We start from the raw sequence: 18,222 nt of genomic DNA on the forward strand, positions 1-18,222 counted from the left end.
AGAATGGCAATGAATGGATTTTCCAGCCTTAAGCGCAGCTTTGCCTATTCGGCAATCCTGTGCGGCGCGCTGGCCGGCTGTGCAAGCACCGACCAGCATGCGTCGAAGGCAGAACTTTCCCCGGCACAAGCAAACGTGCCGCATCCGGCAACGGCTTCTACCCCGGCCGGCGTTGCATCGACGTCAGGCGCTGCCGCTGCGACGACGGTGGCGAGCGTAGGTTCTCCCCAGAATGATCCGGCAACGGCGCTTCCGAAATCCGGCCGCGTTCAAACAACAACCGCGATAAACCAGAGCCCGCACGGCAGCGCGCCGATCACCACCGTCGAAACGGCGAAGATCGAGCCTGGCCAGATCAACGCGGCGCAAGACCGTCTGGCGCAAACGCAGTCCGGACCGTCGGCGCCTCAATCCGGCCAGGCGCAGGTGGCGATTGCCGCCGCGACCGGAGCTACAACAACCAGCACCTCGGCGTCGGCCGCCTATGCGCCATCAGACCAGCCGCCCATCCCCACGATGGTCGCCATCCCGACGCCCAATCCGGCCCGTCCAGGTGACATGGCGCTTCAGCCCGTCGGCGGCTCCGCCGTCGACACGGCCTACGCTCCTATCCCGCTGACGCCCGAAATGGTGGCGATCCAGTCGGTAGTGCCGATCCCGCGCCCGGGCGAAGCTCCGGGGGCGGAGGCGACCATGGTTGCTTCGGCAACTCCATCGACCCAGCTCCCGGGACTTTCCTATGCGGATGCCCGTCCCCACTACGACTATAATTTCGATACGACCGGCCCAACCGTCATCCCGGCAGTCCTTACCGAAGGCAGTGAATACGACAGCAATGTTCCGCCGGCGGAAAAAAGCTACATCACCCAGCTCATCCAGAAATATGCCAAGCTTTACCAGGTTCCCGCAGCACTCATTCATCGCGTCGTCCATCGCGAAAGCCGCTACGATCCCAAGGCTTACAACAATGCAGGCTATTTCGGCCTGATGCAGATCAAGTACAACACTGCAAAGTCCATGGGCTACCAGGGCCCCGCCTCCGGCCTGTTCGATGCCGAAACAAATATCAAATATGCGGCGAAATATCTGAGCGGCGCGTGGAAGGTGGCTGATAACAAGCAGGACGACGCAGTGCATCTTTATGCTCGCGGCTATTACTACGATGCCAAGAACAAGGGCATGATGGATATCGCCACGGGCAACTACTAGGCCGCGCGTTTCTCAGGCCCGGTGCCGTCACTCAGCTCTTGATCGGCATCACCGCTTCCAGGATCTTCTTCAGCAATATTTGCGGTCGGTAGCCGAGAATGCCGGGCGTCAACCCGAGCCTGACGACCACGAGGTTGGCCGAGGGCACGATGGCCATGCTCTGGCCGTCATGGCCCAGCATCCAGAAGGTATCTTCCGGCAGGCCGAATTGGCTGCTCGACCCTCCCGGCCCCGAAAGCCAGGCCTGAACCTGCGTATATGCTCCGTTCGACGCGGCAGTTCCGGTACGCATCGCGCCGACGAAGCCTTCCGGCAGCAGCCGCTGACCATGCCAGACGCCATCCTGCAGCAGGAACTGCCCGAAGCGCGCCCAGTCGCGTCCTGTGGCATAGAGATAGGATCCTCCCACGAACGTGCCGCTCTCATCAGCCTCCAGCACCGCGCTCGACATGCCGAGTGGCGAGAACAGGGCTTCGCGGGGATAAGCAAATGCCTCGTTCTGGTTTGAAAACCTGTTCATCCAGATGCGCGACAACAGCATGGCTGTTCCCGTCGAATAATAGAATCGCGTGCCCGCCGGCTCTCTCTGCGAAGCATTCTCCGGCAAAACCGCCATATCGGGATCGAGAAAGAGCATGCGCGTGACGTCGGTCACCGCGCCATAGTCCTCGTTGAAGGCCAGGCCGCTTTCCATCGCCAGCAGATCGCTCAGTCGCAGGCTGCTGCGCTGATCCCCGTGCCACTGCGGCAACAGGTCTCGGTCATCGAACGACATGCGACCGGCCAGCATCAGGCGACCGATGATCGCCGCGTTCACGGTTTTCGTCATCGACCAGCCGATCAAGGGCTTGGCGGCATCGAATCCGTCGCCATAGGTTTCGGCAATGACGCGGCCGTCCTTGACAACGATGATCGCCCGCATTCCCGGTCCGGCAAGCGCCTTGTCCGTGATGAGCCCCGACACCGGCCCCTGACCGTCAACGTCGATTTCTCGGCCGTCCGGCCACAGCCCATCGCCGTCTACTGTGCCGGGCTGCTCCATTGCGGGCATGCTTCCCGCAGCTGCAAGATTGCCGTCCGGCAGGCTTACGCAGCCGAGCGCGCCGCGGTAAAGCGCATAGTTCGGTGCGAACAGCCCGAGAATGCGAGCGGTGACAAGGCCGGCGTCCCGGTCGACGGAGATCCGGATGAGCTTCAGAGCGGGATTGCCTGGGGCCTGCACGTCCTCGGCAAGCACGGCCTGCGCGTCACGGCCCGCAATGAAGACGTTGGAGCAGACGATCTTGGCGGCATATCCGTCGCCGACCCGCAACAGGTCAGGCGGAAAGAAGGAGAGCCAGGCGACACAACCGATAACGGCAAGCAGCAGGAGAACTGCGACACCCTGCACCACCCTCAACGCAACTCGCATGCCTCATCCTCCGATCCCCTGACACAATCAGGAAAACGAAAAATGTGAAAGGGCAACCACGATCAAAAGACCGAGACCGCCATCCCGGCGGCACTGCAGAAAGGATACCAACAGGCAGCGTCATCAGTCTGTAGCATTGCCGGGTTACACGCCCAGAACCTTAAAAAAGGGGTGACAGACTCACATGACGGAATTTGCACCGGATGCCGGCTTCCGCAAGAACCGGAAGCTCAAGGACGCCCTCCTCCAGCACAAGGCCCTTTCGAAGGCCGGCTTCTCCGAGCGGCTGTTTGGCCTGTTGTTCTCCGGTCTTGTCTATCCGCAGATATGGGAAGACCCCGATGTCGACATGGAGGCGATGGAACTCCAGCCGCATCACCGCATCGTCACGATCGGTTCCGGCGGCTGCAATATGCTGGCTTACCTGTCGCAGAGCCCGGCCTCAATCGACGTCGTCGACCTCAACCCGCACCACGTGGCGCTGAACCGGCTGAAGCTTGCAGCCTTCCGCCTGATGCCCGGCCATGGCGACCTCGTCCGCTTCTTCGCGACGCCGAAGCTTGGCGTCAACAGCCAGGCCTTCGATCGGTTCATCTCCCCCGGCCTCGACGAAGCCACGGCCACCTACTGGAACGGCCGCGACATGCTCGGCCGCCGCCGCGTCACGGTGTTCAATCGCAACATCTATAAGACAGGCCTGCTCGGCCGCTTCATCGGCGCCGCACATCTTCTTGCCCGCCTGCACGGCGTCAAGCTTGCGAAGATGACGGAAGCAAGGACTCTCCGCGACCAGAAGCAGTTCTTCGACAACGAGATCGCGCCGATTTTCGACCGACCGATGGTCCGCTGGCTTCTCGGCCGCAAGAGCTCGCTCTTCGGGCTTGGCATCCCGCCGCAGCAATATGACGAGCTTGCAAGCCTTGCCGACGGCGGGTCGATATCCGCGGTGCTGAAATATCGGCTGGAGAAACTGAGCTGTCATTTCCCGATGCGCGACAACTATTTCGCCTGGCAGGCCTTTGCGCGCCGCTATGCCGACCGCAACGAAGGTCCCCTGCCGACCTATCTGAAGCCGGAGCACTATCAGGCGATCCGCAATAATGCGGAGCGCGTCACCGTGCATCATGCGAGCTTCACCGAGCTCCTGGCCACCAAGCCGGCCGCCTCGATGGATCGCTACATCCTGCTCGATGCGCAGGACTGGATGAACGACACGCAGCTGAACGAGCTCTGGGCCGAAATCAGCCGCACGGCCCGCGAGGGCGCCCGCGTCATCTTCCGCACCGCCGCCGAGAAGAGCATCATCGAAGGCAGGCTATCGCCGGCGATCCGCGAACAATGGACCTACTTCGAAGAGAGGTCTCAAGGATTGAACGTCCTCGATCGTTCCGCGATCTACGGCGGCTTCCATATCTATGGTAAGAACGCGTGAGCCGCGCCGAGACCGAGATCGCTGCGCCCACGGACAACCATGCCGGCCTGATGGACGGCATGTACCGCTACCAGCGGCATATCTACGATCTTACCCGCAAATACTATCTTCTCGGCCGCGATCGGACGATCGATCATCTGGACGTACCGTTCGGCGGCTCGTTGCTCGAGGTCGGTTGCGGAACCGGACGCAACCTGCTGTTTGCTCATCGGCGCTTTCCTTCGGCGCAACTCTATGGTCTCGATATCTCCCAGGAGATGCTGCTCAGTGCACGCAAATCCTTCCACGGCATGTCGCAGATGCCCGATTTCCGCGTGGCTGACGCCACCGCCTTCCTGGCGACCGATTTTGGCACCGAAGGCTTCGATCGGATCATGATCTCCTACGCGCTGTCGATGATCCCGGATTGGCGGAGTGCCATCGACGCATCGCTTGACGCGCTCGCTCCCGGCGGCGAGCTTCACATCGTGGATTTCGGCCAGCAGGAACACCTGCCCGGCTGGTTCCGCACGGTGCTGAAATCCTGGCTGCGGAAGTTCCACGTCACGCCGCGCGCCGATCTGCGCGCTGTCCTCGAGGAGCGTTGTGCAGCCCGCGGTTCGCGTCTGATCTTCGAAGAAATCGGTCGGGGTTATGCCTGGCGGGCAGTTATTATGACCCGGCGAACATAATTCGCTTGAAGATAACGCAATTTTTACGTTGATATGGTGAAAAAGAGGTTATGGCCTCTTTTTACGGCAGCTGGGATTCACCTATCGCGGAAGCTCGAGCATTGGGGCATCAGGATTACTCGCGCCATCACGGGACGCCTATGCACCGGCTTTTGTTGTGCTTACTGCCGCTTGTCATGCTTCTTAGCAGCTGCACCGCTGGCTATGATTTCATGGAAACGAAGTCCATCAGGCCGAAGGCGCGCTTCCACGACACCAAGCCGCAGGATTTTGGAGCGGACCATCCGCAGCTGCACCCTATCCACGGCATAGACATCTCGAAGTGGCAGGGCGATATCGACTGGCGCACGGTGAAATCATCCGGCGTGGCCTTCGCATTCATCAAGGCGACCGAAGGCAAGGACGTCATCGATCAGCGCTTCAGCGAATACTCGCAGGAGGCCCGCGCCGCCGGTATCCCAAGCGCGCCCTACCATTTCTATTATTTCTGCTCGACGCCTGACGAACAGGCCGACTGGTTCATCCGCAATGTGCCCAAGGAAGCCATGCGCCTGCCTCCGGTCCTCGACGTTGAGTGGAACAGCGAATCGAAGACCTGCCGCTATCGCCCGGACGCGGCGACCGTCCGCAGCCAGCTCCAGCGCTTCATGGACAGGCTCGAAGCTTATTACGGCATGCGCCCGATCATCTACACCTCGGTCGACTTCCACCGCGACAATCTCGTTGGCTATTTCCAGGACTATCACTTCTGGGTTCGCTCGGTCGCCAAGCATCCGAAGGTGACTTATTCCGACCGGCGCTGGGCCTTCTGGCAATATACTTCGACAGGCGTCATCCCCGGCATCAAGGGCCCGACAGACATCAATGTATTCGCCGGCAATGAGCAGAACTGGCACAATTGGGTTGCGGCAGTAACAAAGCAGGGAAATTCTTGAGATAACGGACATTTCGTTCTTGCTTCTGTCACATAGTTCTGTGAAAGCGACCTCACCCGTAAGCAAAGAGGATCGCGCATGAGCCGCATCACCGTCCGAAACACTGCACTTGCGATTGTAATTGCCGCCGCGTTCGCCGGCACTGCGACAGCGCAGCAGAGCCAGCCCCAGGCTCCGACTGCGGAAGCCGCCCCTCAGGTCGCGTGCGGTGGAGACCTTTCAGCCTTCCTTGCAGGCGTCAAGGCAGATGCAATTGCCGCGGGCGCAACGGCGGAAAGCGTCGACAAGACCTTTGCCGGGGCACAGATTGACCAGAAGGTCTTGGCAAGAGACCGCGCCCAGGGTGTCTTCAAGCAAACATTCCTCGAATTCTCGCAACGCACCGTCAGCCAGGCCCGCCTCGACATCGGCCGCCAGAAGATGAAGCAATATGCCGACGTCTTTGCCCGGGCCGAGAAGGAGCATGGCGTACCTGCCAGTGTGATCACCGCTTTCTGGGCCATGGAAACCGACTTTGGCGCCGTGCAGGGCGATTTCAACACGCGCAATGCGCTTGTCACCCTCTCGCACGATTGCCGCCGCCCGGACCGATTCCGGCCGCAGCTGATTGCACTCACCGAGCTCGTTCAGCGCGGCGATGTCGATCCGGCCACGACGGCGGGTGCATGGGCTGGCGAAATTGGCCAGACGCAGCTGCTGCCGAAGACCATCATTGAATTTGGCGAAGACGGTGACGGCGACGGTCTCGTCAAATTGAGGGAAAGCGCGCCCGACGTCATCCTGACGACCGCCAATTTCATCGCATCGCTTGGCTTCCAGCGCGACCAGCCCTGGATACAGGAAGTCACGCTGCCGGCCAGCCTGCCCTATGAAAAATCCGGCATCGGCGGCACGATGACCGCCGGCGAATGGTTTGCTCTCGGTGTCACGCCGCGCGACGGCAACACGTCTTTCGCCAATCTGCCGTCGGCCCTGATCCTGCCGCAGGGCCGCCTGGGGCCGGCATTCCTGACCTATCCCAATTTCAACACCTATCTCGCCTGGAACCAGTCGTTCATCTACACGACGTCAGCCGCCTATTTTGCCACCCGTCTCGGCGGCGCCCCGACCTACAACAAGGGCACGCCTGAAAAGGGCCTGAGCGACACCGAGATGAAGGCTTTGCAGACCAAGCTGAAAGCACGAGGCTACGACGTCGGCGACATCGACGGCATCCTCGGATCCGGCACCCGCATCGCCATCCAGAAGGAACAGTTTCGCCTCGGAGAACCCGCCGACGGTTGGGCAACCGAAGCACTGCTGAACGCGCTTTGAGGTCACCATCGGGTTGAAGGAAACAGGCGGCCTTCGGGTCGCCTTTTTTCATGGCTTGTCCGAATAGTCCTACCCATTCTCGACCACCCGCTTTTTCGCCGGCCTGGCAGGAAACGGGTGGCGCGGGCGCCGCGGATCGCGATGATGGCCTGCAAGCAACGAGGGCAGACCAATGAAAACCGATACCGGCATGAATGCGCTAACCTGGAGCCTCTTGCTCCTGCTCGGCCTCATCTGGGGTGGCTCGTTCTTTTTCGCGCGCATAGCCGTTCACGAGGTTCCACCCTTCACGCTGGTCTTCCTGCGCCTGTCGATCGCGGCAATCGCGCTGCATCTCCACATCGCAGGGCGGCTTGATATATACCGCCTGCTGCGGTCCCACTGGCCGCAATTCCTGCTGCTAGGCCTCATCAATAATGCGGTGCCTCATGCCCTGATCTTTCTCGGCGAGACGGAAATCGGCGCCGGCCTTGCCTCTGTGCTGAACGCGACGACCCCGATCTGGACCGTGATCATCGCCCACTATCTGACCGAGGACGAAAAGCCGACAGCCGCGAAACTGCTCGGCTGCCTTGTCGGGCTCGTCGGCACCATGGTTCTCGTCGGCCCCGCAATGATGGTCGCAAACGGCGCACCGCTCTGGGCCCTGCTGGTGCCGATCCTTGCCGCGGTCTCCTATGGCTTTGCCGCCATCTACTCCAAGCGGTTCAAGGGCATGCCGGCACCGGTCATCGCAGCAGGACAACTGACGGGCTCATCGATGATCATGCTTCCGGTCTCGCTGATCGCGGACCGGCCCTGGACACTGGCAGTACCGTCGGTTGGCTCGTTCGCCGCCATCGTCGCCCTGGCGCTGGTTTCCACCGCCTTCGCCTATATTCTCTATTTCCGTATCATGGCACTAGCCGGCGCAACCAATGCCTCGCTGGTGACCCTGCTTGTTCCGCCAGGCGCCATTCTGCTTGGAGCTGTCTTCCTCGGCGAGCGGCTGGGCGCAACCGACATTGCCGGCATGCTTCTGATCGCCGTGGGCCTGCTTATTCTTGACGGGCGTTTGTACGCCAGGATGCGGCCAGGCCCGCGACCTGCATAACCCTACGGAAGTAGTCGTTTCGCGCTGCGGCAATATTAACGATTTGCGCCTGAAATTTAACAGTTCATTAAAAATCGTGAACGAGTCGACAACTATTTTTTACATTTAAAATCAACTGCTTGCCCTTCGATCGCCAAACCTCGCGACCGTCGATATCGCATCGCAATATCGATTTTCTTTGCCAGCGACATATTTGTGACATAAGCTTTAAGGGTTAACGGAGGAGGCAGACATGGGACTGACACAATCCTTTAATGTCCTATTGATCAGTGCTGCGTTCGTGTTCGTTGCGGCCATGCTCTTCATCTGAAGGCAGGCTTTGGCGAACTCAAAGACAGGAAATGCGACTCCTAGAAGCTAACAGACAGTCAATTCGAAGAAGCGCATGCCTTAGCGGGTATGCGTTTTTTTGTGCCTTCAGGCCGCCGCCCCGGCAGCCTTCGCCTTTGTGCCGCAGCTGAGACCGAGACATTCCAAAACCGATCCGACCAGCGGCGCGCGGTTCATCGTATAGAGATGAAACTCGTTCAGTCCACGACGGACGAGATCCTCGATCTGTTCGGCAGCGACGTCAGCCGCGACCTTGGCACGCTCCACCGGTTTCTCATCCAGCCCCTCGAAACGTGTATCCAGCCGCGCGGGAATGGTGGCCCCGCACATGCCGGCGAAACGCTTCAGCTGCGTCAGGTTCTGGATCGGCATGATCCCCGGCACGACTGGGATGCTGATGCCCGCAGCCCGCACGCGCTCGAGATAGGCTTCGAAGATATCATTGTCGAAGAAGAACTGTGTCAGGGCCCGGTCGGCACCGTTGTCGGCCTTCCGCTTCAGCATTTCGACGTCAGCCTTGACATCGCGGCTTTCGGGATGCTTCTCCGGATAGGCCGATACCGAAATCTCGAAATCGCCGAGCTCGCGCAGGCCCGCGACCAGCTCGGCGGCGTTGGCATAGCCGCCCGGCTGGGGCTGGTAAGCGCTGCCGACGCCATCAGGCGGATCGCCACGCAACGCCACGAAATGTCGAACGCCGACAGCCCGGAACTCGTCGACGACGCGATGGGTGTCCTCCCGGGTGGCGCTGACACAGGTCAGGTGGGCAGCCGTTGCAAGCGGCGTCTCGGAGATCATCCGTCGCACTGCTGCGAGCGTCGGCGCCTTAGTAGAACCGCCCGCACCATAGGTTACGGAAACGAACTCGGGCTCCCATTTCTCCAATTCCGCCACGGCGCTCCAAAGCTGCGCTTCCATCTCCTCCGATTTCGGGGGGAAGAACTCGAACGAGATGCGAATGTCGCGGCGGTGGTCTTCGGAATTCGAAGGCATATCAGGCGCTCCCGGCAAGCATGGAGGAAGACTGGCGATCCTGTTCGGCGGCCATCAGCAATCGCGGATCACGCGCCACCCAGATCGTCACCGTCAGGTTTTGTCCATTCTGCTTTCCGGCATGAAGGTCCTTGACCTCCTCCACCTCGAGCCCGGCATGCTCCAGCCAGTCGCCCATCATCTGGTGCGAAAAGCCAAGCCGCAGATGCGCGTGCTCGTCGCGCAGATATTCCAGCGCGTGCGGCGCAAGATCTATGATCACCAGGCGCCCACCCGGCCGCAGCATCCGCGCCGCCTCGCCGATCGCCAGCTCCGGCTGATAGAGGAAATGTAGCACCTGATGGATGGTGATAAGGTCGAAATCCTGCGCATCGAGCGGCAGGTTGAAGATGTCGCCATGGCGCACCGATGCCGTGGTGATATTCGCCTTGTCGAGATTGGCGCGTGCCACCGCCAGCATGTCGCGGCTGGCATCGACGCCGAGCCCGCGGCGATAGACGCCCGAGAGCAATTGCAGCATGCGGCCTGTACCAGTCCCGAGATCGAGGAACGCATCGACGGGCTTTGCACCGATCAGATCGATCAGTGCGCTGTCGACATCCTCGTCGGGTACATGCAGGCGTCGAAGCTCATCCCACTCAGCGGCATTGCGGCTGAAATAGGCCTGGGCACGCTCGGCGCGCACCCGCTTGACGGCAGCAAGCCGCTCGCCGTCACGCAACAGGATAGGATCATTCTCGGAAGTGTGCTTCAACAACGTCCGCACCAGCTGCACGGCCTTGCCATCCTGCGTCAGCCGGAAATAGGCCCAGGCGCCCTCCTGGTAGCGATCGATCAGCGAGGCTTCACCGAGCAGCTTCAGATGGCGCGAAATGCGGGGCTGCGATTGGCCGAGAATTTCGGTAAGATCCGTAACGGTGAGATCGCCGGCGGCAAGCAGTGCCAGCAGCCGAAGGCGCGTCGGCTCACCCGCCGCCTTCAGCACGTCGACCAAACCATCCAGCCCGAATTTCACCAGATTCGACATGTCAGCACCCAATCAAGATATAAACATATCTTTATGTGATTTGCTTTTTGATGGCAAGCGGGAATTGCGCAATGGGCATCTGGCCAAAGAAAAACCCCGGCAGAGCCGGGGTTCGCAAGCTTGTTGATCGGAAATCCGACTAGCGCGTCAGGCGCTTGTAGGTCACGCGGCTCGGGTTGAGCGCGTCGGCACCGAGGCGACGGACCTTGTCGGCTTCATAGTCCTCGAAGTTGCCTTCGAACCACTCCACGTGGCTGTCGCCTTCGAATGCGAGGATATGGGTCGCCAGACGGTCGAGGAACATGCGATCATGGCTGATGATCACGGCGCAGCCCGCGAACTTTTCGAGCGCATCTTCCAGCGCCGAAAGCGTCTCCGTATCGAGGTCGTTCGTCGGTTCGTCGAGCAGCAGCACGTTGCCGCCCGCCTTCAGCATTTTGGCCAGATGCACGCGGTTGCGCTGACCGCCGGACAGGTTTCCGACCTTCTGCTGCTGGTCGCCGCCCTTGAAGTTGAAGGCGCCGCAATAGGCACGGGAATTCATGTCGAACTTGCCGAGCTTGATGATTTCCGCACCGCCGGAGATTTCCTCCCAGACTGTCTTGTTGCCATCAAGCGCATCGCGGCTCTGGTCGACATAGCCGAGCTGCACCGTGTCGCCGAGGCGCAGGGTGCCCGCATCGGGCTTCTCCTGGCCGGTAATCATCCTGAACAGCGTCGTCTTGCCGGCGCCGTTCGGACCGATGACGCCGACGATGCCACCCGGAGGCAGTTTGATCGACAGGCCGTCGATCAGGAGCTGGTCGCCATAGCCCTTGGAGATGCCGTCCATTTCGATGACGACCTGACCAAGCCGCTCGCTGACCGGAATGATGATCTGCGCATCGCCGGGACGCTGCTTGTCGGCCGCATCGACCAGCTGCTCGTAGGACTTGATACGGGCCTTCGATTTCGCCTGGCGTGCCTTGGGGCTGGAGGCGATCCATTCCTGCTCGCGCGAAATTGCCTTCTGGCGGGAGGCGTCTTCACGGTTCTCCTGCGCCATGCGCTTGGCCTTGGCGAGCAGATAGGCGGAATAATTGCCTTCATAGGGTATGCCGCGACCGCGGTCGAGCTCGAGAATCCAGCCGGTGACGTTGTCGAGGAAGTAGCGATCGTGGGTGATCATCATCACGGCGCCGGGATAGGCACGAAGGTGCTTTTCGAGCCACGCGATAGTTTCGGCGTCGAGATGGTTGGTCGGTTCGTCGAGCAGCAGCAGATCGGGCTGCGACAGCAGCAAGCGGCAAAGCGCCACGCGGCGCCGCTCACCACCGGAAAGGCTGGTGACATCGGAATCGCCCGGCGGGCACCGCAGCGCGTCCATGGCCATCTCGACCTGGCTTTCCAAATCCCAAAGGTTCTGGCTGTCGATCACGTCCTGGAGCTTGGAGCCCTCTTCCGCCGTTTCGTCGGAATAGTTCATCATCAGTTCGTTGTAGCGCTCGAGAATGGCGGTCTTTTTCGCGACGCCTTCCATGACGTTCTCGAGCACGGTCTTATCAGCGTCGAGGTGCGGCTCCTGCTCCAGGTAGCCGATGGTGGCACCTTCGGCCAACCAGGCCTCGCCGGTATATTCCTTGTCGAGGCCGGCGATGATCCGGAGCACTGTCGATTTACCGGCGCCGTTCGGTCCGAGGATACCGATCTTGGCGTCCGGGTAGAATGACAGGTTGACGTTTTCGAGGATCTTCTTGGCGCCATAGGCCTTGTTGAGCCCTGACATGTGATAGATGAACTGACGTGCCATTGCTGCACTGCTCCTAGGCGAAGGGATTTCGGGTTTGTGCCGCGCTATGTAAGGTAAACAAGGCCGCCGGGCAACGCGAAAAGTCGATATCGCCTTGAGGCGAGGTCGCGCGATGGGCCCTGTCAGGGGCCGACAGCCTGCACCACGCCCTGATCGCAGCCGAATTTCGTGCTGCCGGCATCCTGGATCAACGCTTCCAGCCGCGGCCCCGATAGATTTGGCTCGATCGCGTCCTCCGAAAGGCCGATGGTCAACTCCGAAATGACCCTGGTCTTGCCGACACGGCGACAGCTCATCTTGACGCGCTCGCTGGCCCCTTCCCCGAAGCTCTTGTCGAACGCCGCCTTGATCGCCTCCGCATCCAGCGTCTTGCCGATATTCTGCGCGAACAGGTCGCGGACCGCCGAAGCGTTCAATTCCTCGATCAACCCGACGGCACCGGCAAAATAGTCATCCGCCGAAAGCTTCGTGCAGGTGCCGTGCTTGATCCACTCGTGACGCTCCAGGCCGGACTGCGTGCCGGGCATCGCCTTCGCCAGCAGCGAGCGCGTCTTCGCCGATAGCGGCACCTCGGGCAGGCTGTTCCAGTCGCTGTGCCCATCGGCTTGCCGCAGGTCTTCCGCCACGTCGCAATATTGCTGCCGCATCGGCCAAAGCCCATGCAACGAAAAATTCGTCGCATCGAATCCGTTGGGTTTTTCGCCCCGGCATTCCGCTTTTTTCTCGTTGGTAGCGCAGAAGGCCGGCTCCCAACTGGCGGCAAGGATGAACCGCGTCCGTCCACCCTTCTCCGCATCCTGTGCCGAGACGCCTACTGCAAGAATCGGCAGAAATAGCGCTGCAATAAGCGCACGAATCCAGAGCTGCATTATTACCCTCCAAACTAGAACAATATAGGAACAAATAAGCAGCTTGCTCTGATATTCGCAACCCTGAATCGCACCGACATGAATATTTTGTTCTGGTGTGCCGGCCGCCATTGCAAATCGGCGCCCGATGGCTTTTTGTCGCGCTCAAGTCGGAGGAGGGTTGCATGTTCGGGGAAACAAGCTGGCGCGACAGCCGGACAGGCGCGACGCTTGCGTTTCATCACGCCGCTCCTGATGGCGAGGCCCGCGGGATTCTCCTTGTCTGCCATGGACTTGCAGAGCATTCCAGGCGCTATTCGCGTTTCGCCGAAGCGCTGGGAAAGCGAGGCTACCACGTCTATGCCCATGACCATCGCGGCCATGGCGAAACCAGAGCGGCGGATGCCCCGATCGGCCTGTTCGCGCGACGCGACGGCGCAAGTCGGGTGGTCGAGGACGTCCTTGCCATACGCGATCACGCCGTCGCCGCCCATCCGGGATTGCCGGTCATTCTCTTCGGCCACTCCATGGGCGGCCTTGTCAGCCTCAACACGGTGATTGCCTGCCCGGAGAAATTCGATGCAGTTGCGGTGTGGAATGCAAATTTCAACCCCGGCCTCTCGGGTCGCCTGGCGCAGCTCATCCTTAAGACAGAGCGGATGCTGAAGGGATCGGACGTGCCAAGCGCCATCCTGCCGAAGCTCACCTTCGGCACCTGGGCGCGGTCGGTCCCAGATCGCCGGACAGATTTCGACTGGCTTTCCCGCGACGCGGACGAAGTGGATAAGTACATCGCCGATCCCCTCTGCGGCTTCGACGCTTCCGTGTCGCTGTGGCTGGATCTTTTTGAAATGACGTTCCGCGCTCCGCAGAAAGCCCAACTCGAGAGATTGCCCAGGGGCTTGCCGATCCATCTGGTCGGCGGCGGAAAGGATCCGGCGACGGAGTGGGGAAAAGCCGTGACCTGGCTGGCAAACCATTTGAAACGTCATGGTTTCTCCCATATCACGACCGAGATTTACCCCGACATGCGGCACGAAACCCTGAATGAGATCGGTGCCGACGAGGCGATATCGTCATTCGCGGATTGGTGCGACCGGTCAGTCGCACGGTCGCCAGCAGAAGGCCTCAAATGAGCAGCAGCAACTCCGTCCGTTCAGCGTCGCCCAACTCCGAGGTGACCATGGGCCTCACTCTGATGTTCTTGTCGGTTATGGTCTCGCCGATCATCGATATCTTCGCCAAGCTCGCCATCGTCACCGTTCCATCAGCCGAAATAACCGCCGCGCGCTTTGCCGTGCAGGCGCTCTGCATGCTCCCGATCGTGCTCTGGCGGCGGACATGGGCTGATTTTTCGTGGCGGCAGAGCGTCTTCCATGCGATCCGCGGCGCCATTATCACGGTTTCGATGGTGTCCTTCGTCACGACGCTGAAATACATGGCCGTCGCCGATGCCATCGCCATTTTCTTCGTCGAGCCGATCATGCTGACCATCCTCGGCAGCATCTTTCTCAAAGAAACTATCGGCTGGCGGCGCTACACCGCCTGCGGCGTCGGCTTTTTCGGCGCGATGCTGATCATCCAGCCGAGCTTCGAGGAGGTCGGCTACGTCGCGCTCCTGCCTGTTGTCAGCGCCCTCTGCATCGCGATTTTCGCCCTCATGACCCGGGTGTTGTCACATCGGGAAGACCCCTGGTCGATGCAGTTTCAGATGGGCCTGTGGGGATTGCTCTTCTGCGCGGTCATTCTGCTCCTCGGCCGGGGGACAGGCTCCGACATTGTCGACCCGGTCATGCCGGGAAGCGTCGCCTTTCTCTATCTCGCAGGCGTCGGCGCGATGGCGGCGATATCCGGCATTCTCGGCGTCTATGCCTATCGTTCGGCTCCCGCGTCCACTCTCGCGCCGCTGCAATATTTCGAGATCGTCTCGGCGACGATCTTTGCTTGGCTGGTGTTCGGAGACTTCCCGGACGCCATCAAATGGCTCGGCATCATCATCATCATGGGGTCCGGATTCTACATTCTATGGCGCGAGCGGCGCTTTGCATCGAAGCCCGTATCCGATACATCTGAGGCAATTCGGGCGCCATGAGCGCCGATCTGGAATGACATGACGAACAAGACAATGAAAAAACCTCCCCTTGCCGGCATCCGCGTCCTTGAGCTTGCCCGGGTCCTTGCCGGTCCCTGGGCGGGGCAGATGCTGGCCGATCTCGGCGCCGATGTCATCAAGGTGGAAAATCCCGATGGTGGCGACGATACGCGGCAATGGGGACCTCCCTTCGTCGAGGGCAAGGACGGCGAGAATCTGTCGGCCGCCTATTATCACTCCGCCAATCGCGGCAAGCGCTCCGTCACCGCAGACCTGAAGACGGAGGAAGGCCAATCCCTCGTCCGCCGGCTGGCAATCACATCGGATGTGCTGATCGAGAATTTCAAGCTCGGGGGCCTCGTCAAATACGGCCTCGATTATGAAAGCCTCAGGAAGATCAACCCGAAGCTGGTCTACTGCTCGATAACAGGCTTCGGCCAGAGCGGCCCCTATGCCGAGCTTGCCGGCTACGACTATATCGTCCAGGGCATGTCGGGCTTCATGTCGATCACCGGAGAGCCGGACGGCCAGCCGATGAAGGCGGGTGTCGCCATTGCCGATGTCTTCACGGGCATCTATGCGGTAGCCGCCATCGAGGCCGCCCTGATCCATGCGCTGAAGACGGGCGAAGGCCAGTTGGTCGACATGGCGCTGCTCGACGTCCAGTCCGCCGTCCTTGCCAATCAGAACATGAACTACCTGATCTCCGGCAAGGCTCCTGAGCGCCTTGGCAATGCCCATCCCAACATCTCCCCCTACGAGGTCGTGCCGGTTACGGATGGCTTTCTCATCCTCGCCATCGGCAATGACGGCCAGTTTCGCCGGCTGTGCACTCTTCTCGGCATAGAGGCGATCGCCAGTGACGAACGTTTTGCGACCAACAAGGCCCGCGTCGCCAATCGCATCGAAGTTCGCCGGTTCGTCTCGACGGAAACGCTGAAATGGACAAAAGCCGAGCTCCTCCGTCTTTGCGAACAGAACGGGGTGCCATCAGGCCCGATTAACACCATCGAGGAAATGTTCGCCGACCCGCAGGTCGTCGCCCGCAAATTGCGGATCGATCTCACGGACGCTGCCGGGACGAGCATCCCCGGCGTCCGCACGCCGGTCGTGCTGTCGGAAACGCCGCTGCGCTATATCAGGCCAAGCCCGCGTCTCGGCGAACATCAAGAGGAGGTCCTGGCCGAACTGGCAGACCTCGAAAGAAAGGCAAAGTCATGAAACGCACCGGCGGCCAGCTCATCGTCGAAGCCCTGAAGGCAAATGGTGTCAGGCGCATCTCCTGCGTTCCCGGCGAAAGCTTCCTCGCCGTCCTCGACGCGCTGCACGATAGCGACATCGAAGTCATCGTGTGCCGCCAGGAAGGCGGAGCCGCGATGATGGCCGATACCTGGGGCCGGCTGACAGGCGAGCCTGGAATTTGCATGGTCACCCGTGGTCCGGGCGCAACGAACGCTTCCGCAGGCCTGCACATTGCCCGCCAGGACTCGATCCCGATGATCCTGTTCATCGGCCAGGTCCAGCGCGACGCCCGCGAGCGCGAGGCATTCCAGGAAGTAGAATACCGCCGCGCCTTGACCGAGTTCGCCAAATGGGTCGGCGAGATCGACGATGCCGCCCGCATCCCGGAATTCGTCACTCGCGCCTTCGCGGTCGCGACGTCCGGGCGGCCAGGCCCGGTCGTGCTGACGCTGCCCGAGGATATGCTCCGCGACATGGTCGAGGCACCGCATGCCAGGCGCTACATGCCGGTCGAGAGCCATCCCGGCAAAACCCAGATCGACGACCTCTACCTCAGGTTGATCGCCGCCGAGCGACCGATGATCGTCCTTGGCGGCACGCGCTGGGATGAGCACGCTGTCGCCGACATCAAGGATTTTGCGGAACGCTTCCAGTTGCCGGTCGGCTGCTCCTTCCGCCGGCAAATGCTGTTCGATCACCTCCATCCGTCCTATGCCGGCGATGTCGGCATCGGCATCAATCCGGCGCTGGCAAAAGAGGTGAAGGAGGCGGATCTCCTCATCCTTCTCGGCGGCCGCTTTTCGGAAATGCCCTCCTCAGGCTATACGTTGATGGACATCCCCTACCCCCAGCAGTCGCTGGTGCATGTCCATCCCGACGCCTCGGAGCTCGGCCGCGTCTATCGCCCCGATCTGGCGATCTGCGCAGATCCCGCGAGCTTCGTCGCTGCACTCGCCGATCTCGCGACGCCAGTCGCCTTCGCCGCCCCTGCCGAACCGCGCTGGGCTGAGCGGACGGAGCGAATGCACGCGGCTTATCTCAAATGGTCGACCACGCCGGAAACAAGCCCTGGCACTGTCCATATGGGCCGGATCATGGACTGGATCGAGGCAAACACGGCACCGGATACCATCTTCACCAACGGCGCCGGCAATTACGCCACCTGGCTCCATCGCTTCCATCGCTTCCGTAAGTTCAACACTCAGGCAGGACCAGCCTCAGGATCGATGGGCTATGGCCTGCCGGCGGCGGTCGCCGCCAAGCAGCTTTTTCCGGAGCGTGAAGTCATCTGCTTTGCCGGCGACGGCTGCTTCATGATGCACGGCCAGGAATTCGCGACTGCGGTGCAATACGGCCTGCCGCTGATCGCGCTCGTCATCAACAACGGAATGTACGGCACGATACGCATGCATCAGGAGCGCGACTATCCGGGTCGGGTCAGCGGTACCGCACTGGTGAACCCCGACTTTGCCGCGCTCGCGCGTGCCTATGGCGGCCATGGCGAGACGGTCAAGGCGACCGCGGAGTTCGGCCCGGCCTTCGAACGGGCCCGCGCAAGCGGCAAGCCCTCGATCATCGAAATCGTGCTGGACCCGGAAGCGATCACACCGACACGAACGCTGAGCGAAATTTCCGCGGCAGCAAGAAGCCGGTAAGCTTGCACCCACCGGCTTAGTTCGTTGACAAAGCATGCTCCTTGTTCGACGTCATCCTCGGCCTTGTGCCGAGGATCTGCTCCATTCCATTAATCAGCAGATGCAGATGCTCGGGACAAGCCCGAGCATGACGGAGAAATTGGAGGCCTTATCAGCAGCCTAAGCCGTTGAGCTCTCATCC

At 61.0% G+C, this 18,222-nt stretch carries 15 protein-coding genes; 10 read left to right on the forward strand and 5 right to left on the reverse strand.

The window, feature by feature from the left end:
* Nucleotides 1-3 precede the first annotated feature (3 nt).
* Nucleotides 4-1,209 (forward strand): lytic transglycosylase domain-containing protein, encoded by a 1,206-nt coding sequence (locus CPY51_RS12285; RefSeq protein ID WP_111160505.1) that lies wholly within the window; start codon nt 4-6, stop codon nt 1,207-1,209.
* Nucleotides 1,210-1,240: 31 nt separating this feature from the next.
* Here CPY51_RS12285 and CPY51_RS12290 read toward each other — a convergent pair whose 3' ends face one another.
* Nucleotides 1,241-2,620: a serine hydrolase domain-containing protein gene (locus tag CPY51_RS12290; protein ID WP_111160506.1), complete on the reverse strand. Its 1,380-nt coding sequence runs from the start codon at nt 2,618-2,620 to the stop codon at nt 1,241-1,243.
* 184 nt (nt 2,621-2,804) lie between these two features.
* Between CPY51_RS12290 and CPY51_RS12295 the strand changes: the two genes are divergently transcribed.
* The 5 genes from CPY51_RS12295 to CPY51_RS12315 all read left to right on the forward strand — a co-directional run bounded on the left by CPY51_RS12295 (nt 2,805) and on the right by CPY51_RS12315 (nt 8,065).
* The gene (locus CPY51_RS12295; RefSeq protein WP_111160507.1) at nt 2,805-4,052 is read left to right on the forward strand and encodes a BtaA family protein; all 1,248 of its coding nucleotides are present in this window, start codon (nt 2,805-2,807) and stop codon (nt 4,050-4,052) included.
* Nucleotides 4,049-4,723 carry a class I SAM-dependent methyltransferase gene (locus CPY51_RS12300; protein WP_111160508.1) on the forward strand — a complete coding sequence of 225 codons (675 nt, stop codon included), beginning with the start codon at nt 4,049-4,051 and terminating at the stop codon, nt 4,721-4,723. The genes CPY51_RS12295 and CPY51_RS12300 overlap by 4 nt, the downstream gene beginning before the upstream one ends.
* A gap of 140 nt (nt 4,724-4,863) precedes the next feature.
* On the forward strand, nt 4,864-5,658 hold the full coding sequence (locus tag CPY51_RS12305) for a glycoside hydrolase family 25 protein (protein ID WP_111160509.1): 795 nt from the start codon (nt 4,864-4,866) through the stop codon (nt 5,656-5,658).
* 78 nt (nt 5,659-5,736) lie between these two features.
* Nucleotides 5,737-6,972, forward strand: coding sequence for a lytic murein transglycosylase (locus tag CPY51_RS12310; RefSeq protein ID WP_111160510.1), 1,236 nt, complete (start codon nt 5,737-5,739; stop codon nt 6,970-6,972).
* A 172-nt stretch (nt 6,973-7,144) separates the two neighbouring features.
* Nucleotides 7,145-8,065 (forward strand): DMT family transporter, encoded by a 921-nt coding sequence (locus CPY51_RS12315; RefSeq protein ID WP_111160511.1) that lies wholly within the window; start codon nt 7,145-7,147, stop codon nt 8,063-8,065.
* 417 nt (nt 8,066-8,482) lie between these two features.
* Here the strand turns inward: CPY51_RS12315 and metF are convergent, their stop codons facing one another.
* The 4 genes from metF to CPY51_RS12335 form a co-directional block, all read right to left on the reverse strand.
* The gene (gene metF / locus CPY51_RS12320) at nt 8,483-9,388 is read right to left on the reverse strand and encodes a methylenetetrahydrofolate reductase [NAD(P)H] (protein ID WP_111160512.1); all 906 of its coding nucleotides are present in this window, start codon (nt 9,386-9,388) and stop codon (nt 8,483-8,485) included.
* Between the two features lies 1 nt (nt 9,389).
* Nucleotides 9,390-10,415, reverse strand: coding sequence for an ArsR/SmtB family transcription factor (locus tag CPY51_RS12325; RefSeq protein ID WP_111160513.1), 1,026 nt, complete (start codon nt 10,413-10,415; stop codon nt 9,390-9,392).
* A gap of 139 nt (nt 10,416-10,554) precedes the next feature.
* Complete coding sequence (gene ettA, locus CPY51_RS12330) at nt 10,555-12,204, reverse strand: energy-dependent translational throttle protein EttA (protein WP_111160514.1); 1,650 nt, start codon at nt 12,202-12,204, stop codon at nt 10,555-10,557.
* A 122-nt stretch (nt 12,205-12,326) separates the two neighbouring features.
* A complete protein-coding gene (locus tag CPY51_RS12335; protein ID WP_420820696.1) occupies nt 12,327-13,076 on the reverse strand; it encodes a ribonuclease T2 family protein in 750 nt (249 codons plus the stop codon).
* Nucleotides 13,077-13,237: 161 nt separating this feature from the next.
* Here CPY51_RS12335 and CPY51_RS12340 point away from each other — a divergent pair, with 161 nt between their 5' ends.
* The 4 genes from CPY51_RS12340 to CPY51_RS12355 are packed head-to-tail and all read left to right on the forward strand — an operon-like array spanning nt 13,238 to nt 18,041.
* Nucleotides 13,238-14,188: an alpha/beta hydrolase gene (locus CPY51_RS12340; RefSeq protein ID WP_111160516.1), complete on the forward strand. Its 951-nt coding sequence runs from the start codon at nt 13,238-13,240 to the stop codon at nt 14,186-14,188.
* Nucleotides 14,185-15,144 (forward strand): DMT family transporter, encoded by a 960-nt coding sequence (locus tag CPY51_RS12345; protein ID WP_111160517.1) that lies wholly within the window; start codon nt 14,185-14,187, stop codon nt 15,142-15,144. Before CPY51_RS12340 ends, CPY51_RS12345 begins: the two co-directional genes overlap by 4 nt.
* A gap of 18 nt (nt 15,145-15,162) precedes the next feature.
* A complete protein-coding gene (gene caiB / locus CPY51_RS12350; RefSeq protein WP_111160518.1) occupies nt 15,163-16,365 on the forward strand; it encodes a succinate--glutarate CoA-transferase in 1,203 nt (400 codons plus the stop codon).
* Nucleotides 16,362-18,041 carry a thiamine pyrophosphate-binding protein gene (locus tag CPY51_RS12355; RefSeq protein WP_111160519.1) on the forward strand — a complete coding sequence of 560 codons (1,680 nt, stop codon included), beginning with the start codon at nt 16,362-16,364 and terminating at the stop codon, nt 18,039-18,041. Before caiB ends, CPY51_RS12355 begins: the two co-directional genes overlap by 4 nt.
* The last annotated feature ends 181 nt before the right edge of the window (nt 18,042-18,222 follow it).

Source organism: Arminella tubonensis, from assembly GCF_003240585.1.
GTDB classification, from domain to species: domain Bacteria; phylum Pseudomonadota; class Alphaproteobacteria; order Rhizobiales; family Rhizobiaceae; genus Rhizobium; species Rhizobium tubonense.